Source organism: Streptomyces exfoliatus, from assembly GCF_000725545.1.
GTDB lineage: Bacteria > Actinomycetota > Actinomycetes > Streptomycetales > Streptomycetaceae > Streptomyces > Streptomyces exfoliatus.
Genome location: NZ_JNZP01000001.1, coordinates 305,359 through 322,948 on the forward strand (window position 1 = coordinate 305,359; position 17,590 = coordinate 322,948).

Annotated in this window: 16 protein-coding genes and 1 riboswitch; of the genes, 11 read left to right on the forward strand and 5 right to left on the reverse strand. The window is 69.1% G+C overall.

The genetic code is table 11. The features are described 5' to 3' along the window. Positions 1–23: 23 nt before the first annotated feature. Positions 24–1,223 (reverse strand): quinolinate synthase NadA, encoded by a 1,200-nt coding sequence (nadA, locus tag IO20_RS0101425; protein ID WP_030547476.1) that lies wholly within the window; start codon positions 1,221–1,223, stop codon positions 24–26. Between the two features lie 255 nt (positions 1,224–1,478). On the opposite strand from nadA, the gene IO20_RS0101430 reads away from it, so the two are divergent. Beyond that, entirely contained in the window at positions 1,479–1,835 is a 357-nt protein-coding gene (locus IO20_RS0101430; RefSeq protein ID WP_015033024.1) for a HesB/IscA family protein, read from the forward strand. A gap of 78 nt (positions 1,836–1,913) precedes the next feature. Here the strand turns inward: IO20_RS0101430 and IO20_RS0101435 are convergent, their stop codons facing one another. After that, positions 1,914–3,413, reverse strand: coding sequence for a hypothetical protein (locus tag IO20_RS0101435; RefSeq protein ID WP_030547473.1), 1,500 nt, complete (start codon positions 3,411–3,413; stop codon positions 1,914–1,916). Positions 3,414–3,480: 67 nt separating this feature from the next. After that, complete coding sequence (locus tag IO20_RS0101440; RefSeq protein ID WP_030547471.1) at positions 3,481–3,687, reverse strand: hypothetical protein; 207 nt, start codon at positions 3,685–3,687, stop codon at positions 3,481–3,483. Positions 3,688–3,816: 129 nt separating this feature from the next. On the opposite strand from IO20_RS0101440, the gene IO20_RS0101445 reads away from it, so the two are divergent. Beyond that, positions 3,817–4,791 (forward strand): carbohydrate kinase family protein, encoded by a 975-nt coding sequence (locus IO20_RS0101445; protein ID WP_030547469.1) that lies wholly within the window; start codon positions 3,817–3,819, stop codon positions 4,789–4,791. 51 nt (positions 4,792–4,842) lie between these two features. On the opposite strand, the gene IO20_RS0101450 is transcribed toward IO20_RS0101445, so the two are convergent. Next, complete coding sequence (locus IO20_RS0101450) at positions 4,843–6,228, reverse strand: cysteine desulfurase/sulfurtransferase TusA family protein (protein WP_030547468.1); 1,386 nt, start codon at positions 6,226–6,228, stop codon at positions 4,843–4,845. Positions 6,229–6,607: 379 nt separating this feature from the next. On the opposite strand from IO20_RS0101450, the gene ctaC reads away from it, so the two are divergent. From ctaC to IO20_RS0101470, 4 genes are all read left to right on the forward strand, one after another. Further along, entirely contained in the window at positions 6,608–7,573 is a 966-nt protein-coding gene (gene ctaC, locus IO20_RS0101455; protein WP_030219721.1) for an aa3-type cytochrome oxidase subunit II, read from the forward strand. Further along, entirely contained in the window at positions 7,570–9,306 is a 1,737-nt protein-coding gene (ctaD, locus tag IO20_RS0101460) for an aa3-type cytochrome oxidase subunit I (protein ID WP_030547465.1), read from the forward strand. The genes ctaC and ctaD overlap by 4 nt, the downstream gene beginning before the upstream one ends. Continuing rightward, the gene (locus IO20_RS0101465) at positions 9,303–9,701 is read left to right on the forward strand and encodes a cytochrome c oxidase subunit 4 (RefSeq protein ID WP_030219715.1); all 399 of its coding nucleotides are present in this window, start codon (positions 9,303–9,305) and stop codon (positions 9,699–9,701) included. The genes ctaD and IO20_RS0101465 overlap by 4 nt, the downstream gene beginning before the upstream one ends. Positions 9,702–9,823: 122 nt before the next feature. Further along, positions 9,824–11,080, forward strand: a complete 1,257-nt coding sequence (locus IO20_RS0101470) for a L,D-transpeptidase (protein WP_030547463.1) — start codon at positions 9,824–9,826, stop codon at positions 11,078–11,080. A gap of 137 nt (positions 11,081–11,217) precedes the next feature. On the opposite strand, the gene IO20_RS0101475 is transcribed toward IO20_RS0101470, so the two are convergent. After that, on the reverse strand, positions 11,218–11,619 hold the full coding sequence (locus IO20_RS0101475) for a DNA-binding transcriptional response regulator (protein ID WP_030547461.1): 402 nt from the start codon (positions 11,617–11,619) through the stop codon (positions 11,218–11,220). 202 nt (positions 11,620–11,821) lie between these two features. On the opposite strand from IO20_RS0101475, the gene ctaE reads away from it, so the two are divergent. The 5 genes from ctaE to trpD all read left to right on the forward strand — a co-directional run bounded on the left by ctaE (position 11,822) and on the right by trpD (position 17,191). After that, positions 11,822–12,442 (forward strand): aa3-type cytochrome oxidase subunit III, encoded by a 621-nt coding sequence (ctaE, locus tag IO20_RS0101480; protein WP_030547458.1) that lies wholly within the window; start codon positions 11,822–11,824, stop codon positions 12,440–12,442. A 74-nt stretch (positions 12,443–12,516) separates the two neighbouring features. Beyond that, positions 12,517–13,326 carry a cytochrome bc1 complex diheme cytochrome c subunit gene (gene qcrC, locus IO20_RS0101485; RefSeq protein WP_030547456.1) on the forward strand — a complete coding sequence of 270 codons (810 nt, stop codon included), beginning with the start codon at positions 12,517–12,519 and terminating at the stop codon, positions 13,324–13,326. Next, positions 13,323–14,375 carry a cytochrome bc1 complex Rieske iron-sulfur subunit gene (qcrA, locus tag IO20_RS0101490; protein WP_030219701.1) on the forward strand — a complete coding sequence of 351 codons (1,053 nt, stop codon included), beginning with the start codon at positions 13,323–13,325 and terminating at the stop codon, positions 14,373–14,375. The genes qcrC and qcrA overlap by 4 nt, the downstream gene beginning before the upstream one ends. After that, complete coding sequence (qcrB, locus tag IO20_RS0101495) at positions 14,372–15,994, forward strand: cytochrome bc1 complex cytochrome b subunit (protein ID WP_030547454.1); 1,623 nt, start codon at positions 14,372–14,374, stop codon at positions 15,992–15,994. The genes qcrA and qcrB overlap by 4 nt, the downstream gene beginning before the upstream one ends. Positions 15,995–16,126: 132 nt before the next feature. Further along, a complete protein-coding gene (trpD, locus tag IO20_RS0101500) occupies positions 16,127–17,191 on the forward strand; it encodes an anthranilate phosphoribosyltransferase (protein ID WP_030547452.1) in 1,065 nt (354 codons plus the stop codon). Between the two features lie 100 nt (positions 17,192–17,291). Beyond that, positions 17,292–17,408: riboswitch (SAM riboswitch) on the forward strand. Positions 17,409–17,590: the final 182 nt, after the last annotated feature.

Sequence of the window (17,590 nt, forward strand, 5' to 3'; positions counted from 1 at the left end):
AGAACCGTTACGGCGGAGAACCGTTACGGCAGAGCGAGCATCCGCTCGAGAGCGAGCTTCGCGAAGCTCTCCGTCTCCGTGTCGACCTGGATCTGGTTGACGAGCTTGCCGTCGGCCAGGGACTCCAGGGTCCACACCAGGTGCGGCAGGTCGATGCGGTTCATGGTCGAGCAGAAGCAGACCGTCTTGTCGAGGAAGACGATCTCCTTGCCCTGGTCGGCGTAACGGTTCGCCAGGCGGCGGACCAGGTTCAGCTCGGTGCCGATCGCCCACTTCGAGCCGGCCGGGGCCGCCTCCAGGGTGTTGATGATGTACTCGGTCGAGCCCACGTAGTCCGCGGCGGCGACGACCTCGTGGCGGCACTCGGGGTGGACGAGCACGTTCACGCCCGGGATGCGCTCGCGCACGTCGTTCACCGAGTCCAGCGAGAAGCGGCCGTGCACCGAGCAGTGACCCCGCCACAGGATCATCTTGGCGTTCCGCAGCTCCTCGACGGTCAGGCCGCCGTTGGGCTTGTGCGGGTTGTACAGGACGCAGTCGTCGAGCGACATTCCCATGTCGCGCACGGCGGTGTTCCGGCCCAGGTGCTGGTCGGGCAGGAAGAGCACCTTTGTTGTGCCGGGCTCCCCCTGCTCGAAGGCCCAGTTCAGGGCCCGCTCCGCGTTGGAGGAGGTGCAGATGGTGCCCCCGTGCTTGCCGGTGAAGGCCTTGATGTCGGCCGAGGAGTTCATGTACGAGACCGGCACGACCTGGTCGGCGATGCCGGCCTCGGTCAGCACGTCCCAGCACTCGGCGACCTGCTCGGCGGTGGCCATGTCGGCCATCGAGCAGCCGGCCGCGAGGTCGGGCAGGACGACCTTCTGGTCGTCGCCGGTCAGGATGTCGGCCGACTCCGCCATGAAGTGCACACCGCAGAACACGATGTACTCGGCCTCGGGCTTGGCCGCGGCGTCACGCGCGAGCTTGAAGGAGTCACCGGTGACGTCGGCGAACTGGATGACCTCGTCGCGCTGGTAGTGGTGGCCGAGCACGAAGACCTTGTCCCCGAGCCTCTCCTTGGCCGCGCGGGCGCGCTCCACGAGATCCGGGTCGGAGGGCGACGGCAGATCGCCGGGGCACTCCACGCCGCGCTCGCTCTTCGGGTCGGCCTCGCGGCCGAGCAGGAGAAGGGCGAGCGGCGTCGGCTGCACATCGAGCTCATGACGGGCATGGGCGGTGGTCACGTCACGCACCCTTTCTTCGGGGTGTTCGGGGTCTTCGGGCAACGCCTTTTCGTCGAAATGACGCTATCTATCATAACCGCTTCACGTCACCATGACGATGTCCATAGTGTCGATGTGACGAATTCGCCGTCCGCGCTCGTGGACAGGGTGTGCGAGCATGAAGGAGGGAAACCCCACTCGGCCCGGAATGAATCCGGGGCACCGTCGGTTGCAACCGTCGGCAAGCAGTCTCCGTACACACCGGGAGAGAAGCAGATGTCCGTATCGGACGAGAAGACCACTGTCAGCGACGGCATCCTCCTGTCCGACGCCGCCGCGGCCAAGGTCAAGGCCCTCCTCGACCAGGAAGGCCGCGAAGACCTGGCCCTGCGCGTCGCCGTTCAGCCCGGCGGCTGCTCCGGCCTGCGTTACCAGCTGTTCTTCGACGAGCGTTCGCTCGACGGCGATGTCGTGAAGGACTTCGACGGCGTCAAGGTCGTCACCGACCGCATGAGCGCCCCGTACCTCGGGGGTGCCTCGATCGACTTCGTCGACACCATCGAGAAGCAGGGCTTCACCATCGACAACCCCAACGCCACGGGCTCCTGCGCCTGCGGCGACTCGTTCAGCTAAGCCGCAGACGCTGTACGCATGAGGGCGGCGGCCCGGGAGTGATCCCGGGCCGCCGCCCTCATGCGTTCCCCGCGGGACTCAGCGCCGAGGCACCGCTTCCCCGCTGGCCGCGTCCACCACGGGCCGGTCGCCCAGCGGACCCTGGAGCGTCACGGTCCGCGTGATCTCCTTGGCGACCAGGATGCACAGCCGGTCCGGGTCGATCGGCTTCTCGGTGACCCGCACCGACACCTGCGACGGGGTCTCCTCCGCCGTCACGGTGTACGTGCTGCACACCCCGCCCCAGAAGGTGACGGTCAGCTTCCGGCCGTCGCCCTCCGTCCGGAACGACTCGATCTGCCGCACCGGCGCGGTGCCGTCCGGCTGGGAAGGCGTCGGCGAGGGCTTCGCCGGCGGCGTCAGGTACTCCGGAGCCACCGCCGCCTGCACCACCGTGTACGGCGCCCCGGCCGCCGGATCCGCCGTGAACAGCCACGACGGTACGAGCAGCCGCTCGCCGTCCACGTCCTGCGCGGCGAGACCGAACACCGCACCCGTCACCGGTACCTGCTCGGGGGGCGCCATGTCCACGGTCGTCTGGCAGGGCGGAGTCGGGGCGGCGTTCCCCGGCACCGGCTCCTGACCGGTCCCGACGTCCGGCCGCCCCGCGTCGGGCGCCTCGCCGGCCGGCGGGTCGGTGGCGCAGCCCCCGATGCCGATCGGGCCGGTGCCCTTCGAGTCCTCGTTCAGCCGGGCGAGCGCCTTCGCCGCCCCGATCACCGGATACGCGGCACCCTCGACCGGCTCCTTCAGCGTCCCGCTCCCGGCCACCGTCCGGCCGTCCCGCGCGATGTGCAGCCCGGTGGACCAGCCGTAGGTCGGCAGCCCGCCCACCACCGGGTCGGCGTTGACCACCCGTACCGAACCGTTCATCACCTGGGTCGCGGAGACCTTCGCGTCGTCCTGCCCGAGGGCCTTCAGAACGGGCGCGGCCGCCGCCTTCGCCGCCGCCTCGCTCAGGGGCGTACCGCCGGGCGAGGGCTTCGTCTCCCCCGGGGGCGGACAGGCCTTGCCCTTGAGGCAGGTGTCACCCGCGGGGCCGCCCTCGTACCAGGAGTACGTCCAGTTCCCCGGCGCCTTCCGCGTCACGTCGAGGCGCGGTCCCGAACCGTCCTTCTCGGGCCGGATCGTCCAGACGTCGCCCACCAGGGCGGGGCTCCCGGACACACCGAGCGCCTCGGCCAGCCTGGTCACCTCCGCCGAGGTGACCAGGCCCCCGGGCCGGTGGACCGCGGCCGAGGAGGGCCCCTGGGGGAGTGGGCCCTTGGCTGTGTAGACGGTCCCGTTCGGGCCGCCGCCGGGATCCGGCTCGCCGGGCGCGATCCCCGGACCGCCCCGTGTGTCGGCGCTGCCGCTCCCCAGCCGCAACGGAGGGGGCGGCCCGGCCGCGTCGCCGGCCCGGGCCTCGGTCCCGGTCCCGCCGCCACCGGACGCCGTGGTGGCGAGGTAGACGCCACCGCCCCCGGCGAGCAGCACACCCGCCGCCACCGAGGTGGCCAGGACGTTCCGTCGCCTCCGTACGTTCTCCGTACCGCTCACCGCACAGCTCCCTCGTCTCGACCGGACGCCGATGGGACGGAGCGGACGGGCGGACGGTTCCCGTCCGTCAGCCGCCGTACTCCGCGGTGGCGTCGATCAGCCGTGCAGAGGCGGCCGGCACGACCACCCCGTGGATCAGCGCGGGGGACACCGGAGCGGGGGCGGGGGAGACCTCGGTGACCCAATGGGGGGCCATCCGAGCGCCGTCGCCGCACAGCTCGGCGAGGCTCGACTCGGACTCGTGTCGCTCACGCGGAGCGGGGTACGTGGTCATGGCCGCACCGTATGCATGGCACCACTCCGGAGAAAAGCCCTACTCTGGGGTAGTTTCCACTGCTCGGCAGACCCCGCGCCACCGGGTAGCGTGAACTGTCATTACCGCCTTCCCGCAGGAGCACCCGCCGTGCGCATCGCAGTCACCGGCTCCATCGCCACCGACCACCTCATGACCTTCCCCGGCCGGTTCGCCGACCAACTGGTGGCCGACCAGCTCCACACGGTGTCCCTCTCCTTCCTCGTCGACAACCTCGACGTCCGGCGCGGAGGCGTCGGCCCCAACATCTGCTTCGGCATGGGACAGCTCGGCGGCAGCCCCATCCTCGTGGGCGCGGCCGGCTACGACTTCGACGAGTACCGCGGCTGGCTCGACCGGCACGGCGTCGACACCGCCTCGGTGCGCATCTCCGAGGTCCTGCACACCGCCCGCTTCGTCTGCACCACCGACAGGGACCACAACCAGATCGGCTCCTTCTACACGGGCGCGATGAGCGAGGCCCGGCTGATCGAGCTCAAGGCCGTAGCCGACCGGGTGGGCGGGCTCGACCTGGTCCTGATCGGCGCCGACGACCCCGAGGCGATGCTCCGCCACACGGAGGAGTGCAAGACGCGGGCGATCCCCTTCGCCGCCGACTTCTCGCAGCAGATCGCGCGCATGGACGGCGACGAGATCCGCACCCTCCTCGACGGGGCGACCTATCTCTTCTCCAACGAGTACGAGAAGGGCCTCATCGAGTCCAAGACGGGCTGGACCGACGCCGAGATCCTCGGCCGCGTCGGCCACCGGGTCACCACGCTCGGCTCGCGCGGAGTGCGCATCGAGCGCGTCGGCGACACCCCGATCGAGGTCGGCTGCCCCGAGGAGACCGCCAAGGTCGACCCGACGGGCGTCGGCGACGCGTTCCGCGCCGGCTTCCTCACCGGTCTGTCGTGGGGCGTCGGCCTGGAGCGGGCCGCGCAGGTCGGCTGCATGCTCGCCACCCTCGTCATCGAGACGCTGGGCACCCAGGAGTACACGCTGCGCCGCGCCCACTTCATGGAGCGCTTCACGAAGGCGTACGGCGAGGACGCGGCCGCCGAGGTCCAGTCCCACCTGAAGTGACCCCCCGGGCCCCGTGGCGACCGCTCGCCACGGGGCTCTCCGGTGCCCGCCTCACGACACCCGGCGCACCACGTACGCCGAACCGCCCCGCGGCGACGGCTCCTCGCCCACGTACTCCTGCCCCCGCATCTCGCACCACGCCGGAATGTCGAGCCGCGCCGCCTCGTCGTCCGACAGGACCGTCACCGTGCCGCCCACCGGCACCTCTCCGAACACCTTCGCCAGTTCGATCACCGGGATCGGGCAGCGCTTGCCCAGGGCGTCCACGACGAGCGGACCGGCCGTGGTCGCGGAGGCCGCAGGCGCTGCCGGGGCGCCGAGGCGTTCCCGTACCTCCGCGACCACCCGCGGCAGGACGTCGAGGAAGCGGTCCACGTCCTCCGCCGCGGTCCCGGCCGGCAGGGACACCCGTACGTTCCCCTCGCTCAGCACCCCCATGGCGCGCAGCACATGGCTGGGCGTCAGCGTCGAACTCGTACACGACGAACCGGACGAAACGGAGAAACCCTCCCGGTCCAGCTCGTGCAGCAGCGTCTCCCCGTCGACATAGAGACAGGAGAACGTGACCAGGTGGGGGAGCCGCCGCACCGGATCGCCCACCACCTCCACGTCCGGCACCAGCTCCGGCACCCGCGAACGGATCCGGTCCACCAGGGCCCGCAGCCGCGCCCCCTCGGTCTCCGCCTCCGCCCGGACCGCCCGGAGCGAGGCCGCCGCCGCCACGATCGCCGGGAGGTTCTCGAAGCCGGGCGCCCGGCCCGACTCCCGCTCGTCGGAGGGGCCTTGGGGAGCGAACCTGACCCCCTTGCGTACGGCGAGCAGCCCCACCCCCGCCGGGCCGCCCCACTTGTGGGCGCTCGCCGTGAGCAGCGACCAGTCGCCGTCCACCGGCCCCCAGCCCAGGGACTGGGCCGCGTCCACGAGGAGCGGCACTCCGGCCGCCCGACAGGCCTCGGCCGCCTCGGCCACCGGCTGCTCGGTGCCCACCTCGTGGTTGGCCGACTGGAGACACGCCAGGGCCGTCCCGGCGTCGAGGGCCGCCGCGAAGCGGGCCGCGTCCACCGCCCCGGACCGGCCCACCGGCACCTCGGTCACGGCGCCGCCCGCCGCCGCGTGCGACTCGCCGGCGTGCAGCACGGAGGAGTGTTCGACCGCGGAGACGACGAGCCGGTTCCCGACACGCCGACGCGCCGCGAGAACTCCGGAGATTCCGGCGTGAACCGCACGGGTCCCCGAAGGAGTGAACACCAGCTCGTCCGGACGGCAGCCCACGGCCTCGGCCGCCGCCTCCCGCGCCGCGTCGAGGAGCAGCCGGGCCCGCCGTCCCTCCCGGTAGAGGCGGGCCGGATCGGCCCAGCCCTCGTCCAGGGAGGCGAGCAGCGCCTGGCGGGCGACGGGGTGCAGCGGAGCGGCGGACGCGGCGTCGAAGTAGGGCATCCGCCCACGGTAGAGGCTGCGGTCCGGTGATCCACGCCCGCCCGCGCCGGGTCCTGCCGACACCCGGGCCGGGTCCCGCCCGCGCGCCCCGCGCGGTCCCGCCGCGGCCCCGTGAGCCCTCGTCAGAAGCAGGGTGCCGCGCACCGGCAGGCCGCCGAACGGACGCGTCCGACCCCCCTGCGGAACCCCGGAGTCCACCCCTTCGGGGACTCGGACGGCGCGTTGGGCACCCTCCCCGCGCGACCCCAAATAGCGTCCAGTAGGGTTTGGTCCGCATAAACATCCAAACCCCTGCCCGCGGCACGGGGCGGCGACCGACCAGCGAGACGGACGGCCGTGGCCGACCAAGCGCGGGCCGAGACTCTCGGGAAGGCGCTACGTGAGTCCCAACGGCTCCGACCGCTCGTCGCGGCGCCCGATGCGGCGGAAGCTGCCGCAGGTGCTGACTGCGGGCCTGATCCTGGCGACAGCCACGGGCTGCTCGTACAACTGGGAAGACTTCCCCCGCCTCGGTATGCCCACCCCTGTGACGGAAGAGGCGCCTCGGATCCTCTCCCTCTGGCAGGGTTCGTGGGCCGCCGCGCTCATCACCGGCATCCTGGTGTGGGGCCTGATCATCTGGTCAGTCATCTTCCACCGGCGCAGCCGGACCAAGATCGAGGTACCTCCGCAGACCCGGTACAACATGCCCATCGAGGCGCTGTACACGGTCACCCCCCTCATCATCGTCTCGGTGCTCTTCTACTTCACCGCGCGCGACGAGTCGAAGCTCCTCGAGCTCACCCCGAAGCCGGCGCACACGGTCAACGTGGTCGGCTACCAGTGGAGCTGGGGCTTCAACTACGTCGAGAACGTGCCCGGTGTGACGGGTGACGCCAAGACGGACAAGAACCTCGCCTCGATCCCGGACAAGTTCCTCGCGGACTTCCCGGAGAACGCCGGCGGCGTCTACGACGCCGGTATCCCGGGCGACCGGAACCCGCAGAACGGCAACCCGGGTCCGACCCTGTGGCTGCCGAAGGGCGAGAAGGTCCGGTTCGTCCTGACCTCCCGTGACGTCATCCACTCCTTCTGGGTGGTCCCCTTCCTGATGAAGCAGGACGTCATCCCGGGTCACACCAACTCCTTCGAGGTGACTCCGACCCGCGAGGGCACCTTCATGGGCAAGTGTGCCGAGCTGTGCGGTGTCGACCACTCCCGGATGCTCTTCAACGTCAAGGTGGTCTCCCCGGAGCGCTACCAGCAGCACCTGAAGGAGCTGGCCGAGAAGGGGCAGACCGGCTACATCCCGTCTGGCATCGAGCAGACGGACCCGGCCAGGAATGCGGAGAAGAACCAACTGTGAGCATCCACAACGAAACCCAGGGTGCCGCCGCAGCTGAGGACTCGTACGAGAACGAGCTGCCCGTACGGCGCAAGCAGCCCGGCAATGTCGTGATCAAGTGGCTGACCACCACCGACCACAAGACGATCGGCACGCTCTACCTGGTCACGTCGTTCGTCTTCTTCTGCATCGGCGGACTCATGGCGCTCTTCATGCGCGCCGAGCTGGCCCGTCCGGGTACGCAGATCATGTCGAACGAGCAGTTCAACCAGGCGTTCACGATGCACGGCACGATCATGCTGCTGATGTTCGCGACGCCGCTGTTCGCCGGTTTCGCGAACTGGATCATGCCGCTGCAGATCGGCGCGCCCGACGTGGCGTTCCCGCGGCTGAACATGTTCGCCTACTGGCTGTACCTCTTCGGCTCGATCATGGCGGTCGCCGGCTTCCTCACCCCGCAGGGTGCGGCCGACTTCGGCTGGTTCGCCTACTCCCCGCTGTCGGACGCCGTCCGCTCGCCGGGTGTCGGCGCCGACATGTGGATCATGGGTCTGGCCTTCTCCGGCTTCGGCACGATCCTCGGTTCGGTCAACTTCATCACCACGATCATCTGCATGCGCGCTCCGGGCATGACGATGTTCCGCATGCCGATCTTCACCTGGAACGTGCTGCTGACCGGTGTCCTGGTCCTGCTCGCCTTCCCGGTGCTGGCGGCGGCGCTGTTCGCCCTGGAGGCGGACCGCAAGTTCGGTGCGCACGTCTTCGACGCGGCCAACGGTGGAGCGCTGCTGTGGCAGCACCTCTTCTGGTTCTTCGGCCACCCAGAGGTGTACATCATCGCGCTGCCGTTCTTCGGCATCGTCTCCGAGGTCATCCCGGTCTTCAGCCGCAAGCCGATGTTCGGCTACATCGGTCTGGTGGCCGCGACCATCGCGATCGCGGGTCTGTCCGTGACGGTGTGGGCGCACCACATGTACGTCACCGGCGGCGTCCTCCTGCCGTTCTTCTCCTTCATGACGTTCCTCATCGCCGTACCGACAGGCGTGAAGTTCTTCAACTGGATCGGAACGATGTGGAAGGGCTCGCTGTCCTTCGAGACACCGATGCTCTGGACGATCGGCTTCCTGATCACCTTCACCTTCGGTGGTCTGACGGGTGTCATCCTGGCCTCGCCGCCGATGGACTTCCACGTCTCCGACTCGTACTTCGTCGTCGCGCACTTCCACTACGTCGTCTTCGGCACCGTGGTCTTCGCGATGTTCGCCGGCTTCCACTTCTGGTGGCCGAAGTTCACCGGCAAGATGCTGGACGAGCGGCTCGGCAAGATGACCTTCTGGACGCTGTTCATCGGCTTCCACGGCACCTTCCTGGTGCAGCACTGGCTCGGTGCCGAGGGCATGCCGCGTCGTTACGCGGACTACCTCGACGCCGACGGCTTCACCGCGCTGAACACGATCTCGACGATCTCCTCCTTCCTGCTCGGTCTGTCGATCCTGCCGTTCCTGTACAACGTCTGGAAGACCGCCAAGTACGGCAAGAAGATCGAGGTCGACGACCCGTGGGGCTACGGCCGTTCGCTCGAGTGGGCGACGTCCTGCCCGCCGCCGCGGCACAACTTCCTCACCCTGCCGCGGATCCGTTCCGAATCCCCGGCGTTCGACCTGCACCACCCCGAGATCGCGGCTGTCGACCAGCTGGAGAACAAGGGGCACGAGGCCGAGGCCCTCACGGGCGCGAAGGAGGCCGGCAAGTGAAGATCCAGGGCAAGATGTTCATCTGGCTGAGCGTCTTCATCCTTGCCATGGCCGTCCTCTACGGCGTCTGGTCCAAGGAGCCGGTCGGTACGACGGCGCTCTTCCTGGCCTTCGGCCTGTCCATCATGATCGGCTACTACCTGGCCTTCACGGCCAAGCGTGTCGACGCGATGGCGCAGGACGACAAGGAGGCCGACGTCGCGGACGAGGCCGGTGAAGTGGGCTTCTTCGCCCCGCACAGCTGGCAGCCGCTGTCGCTGAGCATCGGCGGCGCGCTCGCCTTCCTCTCCATCGCGATGGGGTGGTGGATCATGTACTTCTCCGCCCCGCTGATCCTCGTCGGCCTGTTCGGCTGGGTCTTCGAGTTCTACCGCGGCGAGAACCAGAACCAGTAGCAGTACCCCGCTCCGCACCGGAGCACACCGAGGGGCCCGGACACTTCGTCACCGAAGTGCCCGGGCCCCTCTTTTGCAGCACTCGGCGCGCTGCCGCCGGGGATTGTTCTTACGGTGAGTCCATGAACGACACGCCGCGCATTCGGACTGTTCTGAGCTGCACGCTTCTGGCCGTCACCGTCACCGCCGGCGCGACCGCCTGTGCCGGCGGCGACGGACATCCGCTGTCGGCGAGGGCCTACGACGCGGCGGACCAGGTCGCGTTCAACGCCCCCGCCGACGGCGCCAAGGCGGACCCCGAGAAGCCCCTGGAGATCACCGCCAAGGGCGAGGACGGCCGGATCACCGACGTCACCGCCACCGACGAGGCGGGACACCACCTGGCGGGCGAACTCACCGCGGACGGACAGCGCTGGCGCTCCACGGCCGCCCTCGCGGCCGGCGCCCGCTACACCGTCCGGGTGGCCACCGAGGACGAGGACGGCGCCCCAGGGGCCCGTACGTTCACTTTCGAGACGGCTCCGGCCAAACGGGCCCTGACCGTGACCTTCGGCCCGGAGGCGGGCACGTACGGCGTCGGACAGCCCATCACGGCCGACCTCAGCCTCCCCGTCAAGGACCGCACGGCACGCGCGGTCGTCGAACGGGCCCTCAAGGTCCGCTCCACACCCTCCGTCGAGGGCTCCTGGTACTGGGTGGACGACAAGAAGCTGCACTTCCGCCCGAAGGAGTACTGGCCCGCCGGCACGCGCGTCACGGTCACCGGCAACCTGGACGGCCTCAAGGTCGGCGACAAGCTCTACGGCGGCGCGTCCAAGCCGCTGAAGCTCGCCATCGGCGACCGCATCGAGGCGGTCGCGGACGCCGGGTCGCACCACATGACCGTCAAGCGCAACGGAGAAGTGATCAAAACCATGCCGGTGACCACCGGCAAGCCGGGCTTCTCCACCCGAAACGGCATCAAGGTGATCCTGGGCAAGGAGTACTACGTCCGGATGCGGGGCACCAGCGTCGGCATCGCCGAGGGCAGCTCCGAGTCCTACGACCTGCCCGTCTACTACGCGACCCGCGTCACCTGGAGCGGCGAGTACGTGCACGCCGCGCCCTGGTCCGTCGGCTCGCAGGGCGTGGCGAACGTCAGCCACGGCTGTGTCGGCATGTCGACGGGCAACGCCGCCTGGTTCTACGAGACCGTCCGCCCCGGCGACATCGTCAGAACCGTCAACAGCTACGGCGACATGATGGACCCCTTCGGCAACGGCTTCGGCGACTGGAACCTCCCCTGGGCCAAGTGGCGCCAGGGAAGCGCCCTGGTGGAAGCCGCGGAGAACCCCGTGGCCCCCACCGAGAAAGCCCGCCTCAGGCCCCTGCCTCTTTAGGTTCGGCTCGCCTCCGGGGCGCCAAAGCCGGGCTCACAGGGCCGACCGTGCTCGACCTGCTCGTTCCTCGCAGGTCTCCGCGCGCTCGGCCCTGTTCCCCCGGCGCGCCCCTTCGGCTCACTCGCCCCGCGCAGCGACTACGCGTCGAGCGAGAGGCGCGAGCGGAGCAGACCCGCCAGGGACGCCGCGAACTCGACCGGTTCCACCGGAAGGGTGACGGCGGCGTCCGCGCGGCTCCAGGTCGCCAGCCAGGCGTCCTGCGGGCGCCCGATGAGCAGCAGCACCGGTGGGCAGCGGAAGATCTCGTCCTTGATCTGCCGGCAGACGCCCATGCCGCCCGCGGGCACCGCCTCGCCGTCCAGGACGCAGACGTCCACGCCGCCCTCGTCCAGGCGCTTCAGCACCGCCGGCAGCGTCGCGCACTCCACGAACTCGACCGGGGGGACGTCGGACGCGGGCCTGCGCCCGGCCGCCAGCCGTACCTGCTCGCGGGTGTTCGCGTCGTCGCTGTAGACCAGGACCGTGGCACTCGACTGCATCGTTCCTCCGGCTGGGAAGGCGGGTGGGTCGTCGTCGACCGATGCGCGGATGCTACTCCGGTCCACACCCCGTCAACACCCGTTCAACACCTGTTCGAAGGGTGCCCGGAGGCCCTCGCACTGGGCCGTTCGGGCCTGACACACCCCTCTGACACTCCGAACGGCACCCCCCGGAGTGAGGGCGGGATAAGCGACCGACATAATGTCGGTCGTGGCGACAGTAACGACAGTAGAAACAGGGCACGCGCACCCGTCGGTCAATCGACCGAACCTCACCAGCGTCGGAACCATCATCTGGTTGAGCTCCGAGCTGATGTTCTTCGCGGCCCTCTTCGCGATGTACTTCACCCTGCGATCGGTGACGGGTGCCGACTTCTGGGCAGAAAAGGCCTCGGCCTTGAACTTCCCGTTCTCGGCTACCAACACCACGATCCTGGTGCTCTCCTCCCTCACCTGTCAGCTCGGCGTCTTCGCCGCCGAGCGGGGCGACGTGAAGAAGCTCAGGTCGTGGTTCATCATCACGTTCGTGATGGGTGCGATCTTCATCGGCGGCCAGGTCTTCGAGTACACCGAGCTGGTGAAGCACGAGGGCCTCTCGCTCTCGTCGGACCCGTACGGCTCCGTGTTCTACCTGACCACCGGCTTCCACGGACTGCACGTGACAGGCGGACTCATCGCCTTCCTGCTGGTCCTCGGCCGGACGTACGCCGCCAAGAGGTTCACTCACGAGCAGGCAACCGCCGCCATCGTCGTGTCCTACTACTGGCACTTCGTCGATGTCGTCTGGATCGGCCTCTTCGCCACGATCTACATGATCAAGTAATCGGCGCCGCCGACACGGCGGACCGAGACATCCAGCAAGCATCGACGCAGAAGATCCTGACACCGGGGTAATCCGTGAAAAAGCTCTCCGCACGACGACGCCATCCGCTGGCGGCGGTCGTCGTCCTACTTCTCGCGCTGGCGGCCACTGGGGGGCTGTACGCCGCGTTCGCGCCCGCGGGCACGGCGAAGGCCGATGAAACCGCCCAGTCCCTCGCCATCGAGGAGGGGAAGAAGCTCTACTCCGTCGGCTGCGCCAGCTGCCACGGAACCGGCGGTCAGGGAACCACCGACGGCCCGTCCCTCGTCGGCGTCGGCTCGGCCTCGGTCGACTTCCAGGTCGGCACGGGCCGTATGCCGGCCCAGCAGCCGGGCGCCCAGGTCCCGAAGAAGAAGGTCATCTACTCGCAGGCTGAGATCGATCAGCTCGCGGCGTACGTCGCCTCTCTCGGGTCCGGTCCGATCACGCCGACCGAGGGGCAGTACGACACGGCCGGCGCCAACATCGGCCGCGGTGGCGAACTGTTCCGCAACAACTGTGCCCAGTGCCACAACTTCACCGGCGAGGGTGGCGCGCTGACCTACGGCAAGTACGCCCCGAGCCTCGAAGGCGTGAGCCCGAAGCACATGTACGAGGCCATGCAGACCGGCCCTCAGAACATGCCCTCCTTCCCGGACACGACCATGCCGGAGAAGGAGAAGAAGGACATCATCGCGTACGTCCAGGCCGTCAACAGCGACAAGGCCGACAACCCGGGCGGTCTCAAGCTCGGTGGTCTCGGTCCCGTCAGCGAGGGCCTGTTCGCCTGGATCTTCGGTCTGGGCGCGCTGATCGCAGTTGCCATCTGGGTCGCGGCCCACACCGCTAAGGCCAAGAAGTCATGAGTAGCCAAGAGATTCCAGAAGAGACCCTGCCGGCAGGGCAGGACACCGCGCACGGCGCGGTGAAGGTCGCCGACGACCCGTTCGCCGACCCGGGCCTTCCGCCCCACAAGCCCCGCATCCAGGACATCGACGAGCGGGCCGCCCGTCGGTCCGAGCGCGCGGTCGCCTTCATGTTCGTGCTGTCGATGCTGGCCACCGTCGGCTTCATCGCCTCGTACGTGATCTTCCCGGTCGACAAGATCGTGTACATCTGGCCCTTCGGCCGGGTGTCCGCGCTCAACTTCGCGCTCGGCTGGACCCTCGGGCTCGCCCTCTTCTTCATCGGCGCGGGCGCGGTCCACTGGGCCCGCACCCTGATGTCCGACGTGGAGGTCGCCGACGAGCGCCACCCGATCGAGGCGTCGCCGGAGACCAAGGCGAAGGTCATGTCGGACTTCGCGGCCGGTGCCGCCGAGTCGGGCATGGGCCGCCGCAAGCTCATCCGCAACACGATGTTCGGCGCGCTGTCGCTCGTACCGCTCTCCGGCCTCGTGCTGCTGCGTGACATGGGCCCGCTGCCCGAGAAGAAGCTCCGGACCACCATGTGGGCCAAGGGTCTTCAGCTCATCAACATGAACACGCATGAGCCGCTGCGTCCCGAGGACGTCGCCGTCGGTTCGCTGACCTTCGCGATGCCCGAGGGCCTCTCGGAGCACGACCACCACTTCCAGGTCGAGATCGCCAAGGCCGCCCTGATGATCGTCCGTATCCAGCCGGAGGACATCAAGGACAAGCGCGAGCTCGAGTGGTCGCACGAGGGCATCGTCGCCTTCTCGAAGATCTGCACCCACGTGGGCTGCCCGATCTCCCTGTACGAGCAGCAGACGCACCACGTCCTCTGCCCGTGCCACCAGTCCACCTTCGACCTCTCCGACGGCGCCCGCGTCATCTTCGGCCCGGCCGGTCACGCCCTTCCGCAGCTGCGGATCGGCGTGAACGACAAGGGCTTCCTGGAGGCGCTCGGCGACTTCGACGAGCCCGTCGGTCCTGCCTTCTGGGAGCGCGGATGAGCACCGTGACCGATACGAAGAAAGCACCCGCCGGTGAGCGGGTCGCCGACTGGGCCGACGGCCGCCTGGGGATCTACTCCCTGGCCAAGGCCAACATGCGGAAGATCTTCCCGGACCACTGGTCCTTCATGCTGGGCGAGATCTGCCTCTACAGCTTCCTCATCATCATCCTGACGGGCGTCTATCTGACGATGTTCTTCCACCCGTCGATGAACGAGGTGGAGTACGTCGGACCGTACGTCCCGCTCCAGGGACAGCTGATGTCCGAGGCGTTCAACTCGACCATGCACATCTCGTTCGAGGTGCGCGGTGGTCTGCTGATCCGGCAGATCCACCACTGGGCGGCGCTGATCTTCCTCGCCGGCATGTTCGTGCACATGATGCGCGTGTTCTTCACGGGTGCGTTCCGCAAGCCGCGTGAGATCAACTGGCTGTTCGGCTTCCTGCTGTTCTTCCTGGGCATGTTCACCGGCTTCACCGGTTACTCGCTCCCGGACGACCTGCTCTCCGGCACCGGTGTCCGCTTCATGCAGGGCGCGATCCTGTCCGTGCCGGTCGTCGGCACGTACCTGTCGATGTTCCTGTTCGGCGGCGAGTTCCCCGGCGGCGACTTCGTGGCCCGGTTCTACTCGGCCCACGTGCTCCTGCTGCCCGGCATCATGCTCGGCCTCGTGGTGGCCCACCTCATCCTGGTGTTCTTCCACAAGCACACGCAGTTCGCCGGCCCCGGCCGCACGAACAACAACGTCGTGGGCATGCCGCTGCTGCCGGTCTACATGGCCAAGGCCGGAGGCTTCTTCTTCCTGGTCTTCGGTGTCATCGCGGTCATCTCGGCGATCGCCTCGATCAACCCGATCTGGGCGCTCGGCCCGTACCGTCCGGACCAGGTGTCCACCGGCGCCCAGCCCGACTGGTACATGGGCTTCGCCGAGGGTCTGATCCGTGTCATGCCGGGCTGGGAGATCAACCTGTGGGGCCACACGCTGGTCCTCGGTGTGATGATCCCGCTGGCGATCTTCCCGGCGGTCCTCGCGGCGATCGCGGTCTACCCGTTCATCGAGTCCTGGATCACCGGCGACAAGCGCGAGCACCACATCGCGCAGCGCCCGCGCAACGCTCCGACGCGCACCGCCTTCGGTGTCGCCTGGATCACCGCGTACATGATCATGCTCGTGGGTGGTGGAAACGACCTCTGGGCGACCCACTTCCACCTGTCGCTCAACTCGATCACCTGGTTCGTGCGGATCTTCTTCTTCGTCGGCCCGGTCATCGCGTTCATCGCCACCAAGCGGATCTGCCTCGGCCTCCAGCGCCGGGACAAGGACAAGGTGCTGCACGGCCGCGAGTCCGGCATCATCAAGCGCCTGCCGCACGGTGAGTTCGTCGAGGTCCACGAGCCGCTCAGCCAGGGCGAGCTGCACCGCCTCACGGCGCACGAGCAGTACGACGCCGCGGAGCTTCCGCCGGCCGTCGACGAGAACGGCGTGGAGCGGAAGATCGGGCGCATGGAGAAGCTCCGGGTCAAGCTCAACAAGGGCTACTACGGCGACGACAACCAGGTCGCCAAGCCCACGGTCGAGGAGTACAAGGAGATCCAGAGCGGCCACGGCCACCACTGATCGAGCTGCACTCCTGACTTCCTGAAGTCGCCACGGCGAGAGCCCCGTCCATTCGATGGACGGGGCTCTTTGCCGTCCCCCGGGGTCGATAGGGTGGGACCGTATCCGTCACGTGACGATCCAGGAGCTGCCATGAGCGCTGTGACCCCCGCTGGAGGACCTACGTCGGCGGGCCGCTCCTGGCCCGTCGTCCTGGAAGGTCTGCTGACCGGCCGCGACCAGAGCGCCGAGGACACCGCCTGGGCAATGGACCGGATCCTGCGCGGCGAGGCCACCGACGCCCAGATCGCCGGCTTCGCGGTCGCCCTGCGCGCCAAGGGCGAGACCGTCGAGGAGATCTCCGGGCTCGTCCGCACCATGTACGAGCACGCCAACACGATCGAGGTGCCCGGGCCCTCCGTCGACATCGTCGGCACCGGCGGCGACGGCGCCAAGACCGTCAACATCTCCACCATGTCCGCGATCGTCGTCGCCGGCACCGGCGCCAAGGTCGTCAAGCACGGCAACCGGGCCGCGTCCTCCGCCTCCGGCGCGTCCGACGTCCTGGAGAAGCTCGGCGTCAACCTGGAGCTGACCCCGCGGCGGGTCGCCGAGGTCGCGGAGGAAGCCGGGATCACCTTCTGCTTCGCGGTGAAGTTCCACCCGGCGCTGCGTCACGTCGCCGCCGCCCGCAAGGAACTCGGCATCCGGACCACGTTCAACTTCCTCGGCCCGCTGACCAACCCGGCCCGTGTCCGGGCCCAGGCCACGGGTGTCGCCGACGCCCGGATGGCCCCCATCATGGCCGGGGTGCTCGCCGAGCGGGGCTCCTCCGCCCTGGTCTTCCGCGGCGACGACGGGCTCGACGAGCTGACCACCACCGCCACCTCCCGGGTCTGGGTGGTCCGCGACGGCTCGGTCCGCGAGGAGGCCTTCGACCCCCGCGACGTCGGCATCGACCTCGTGCCGGTCGAGGCGCTGCGCGGCGCGGACGCCTCGTACAACGCGGACGTCGCCCGCCGGCTGCTCGCGGGGGAGACCGGTCCCGTACGGGACGCGGTGCTGCTCAACTCGGCCGCCGCGCTGACCGCGCTCGCCCCGGGCGAGGGCACCCTGGCGGAGCAGATCCGGGCGGGCATGGAGAAGGCCGCGGAGGCGATCGACTCCGGCGAGGCCCGCAGGGCCCTGGAACGCTGGATCGCCGTCAGCAACGCGTGACTTCCCGACGAAGGGCCCCGCCGTGGCGGGGCCCTTCGTCGCGTCCCGGAATCCGGACACGGGTTGCGCCCGGGCGATCACGTGGCATAGCTTCGGGTCAGGTCATGAGTGACAGCTACGAAGCCCCGGCTTGCTGTCCGGCAACCCTCCGTCCGTGGCGGGGTGCCCCGGGTGAAGACCAGGCCGTAGGCAGCGAGGTCTACGGCAAGCGCGGACCCCTGCACACTCTGAACGTGTGCGGCCCTGGGGTCCTGGTCCTCAAGGGAGCAGTCTCGTGAGCAAGCGAATGCGTTAGGGCTTCAGGCCCCTTTTCCCACCTCCGTACGACCACCGTGCGTCGAGGCAACACCCGTATGAGGCACCCCACTTCGTGCTGCCCTGCGGGCCTTTCGCTGCCCT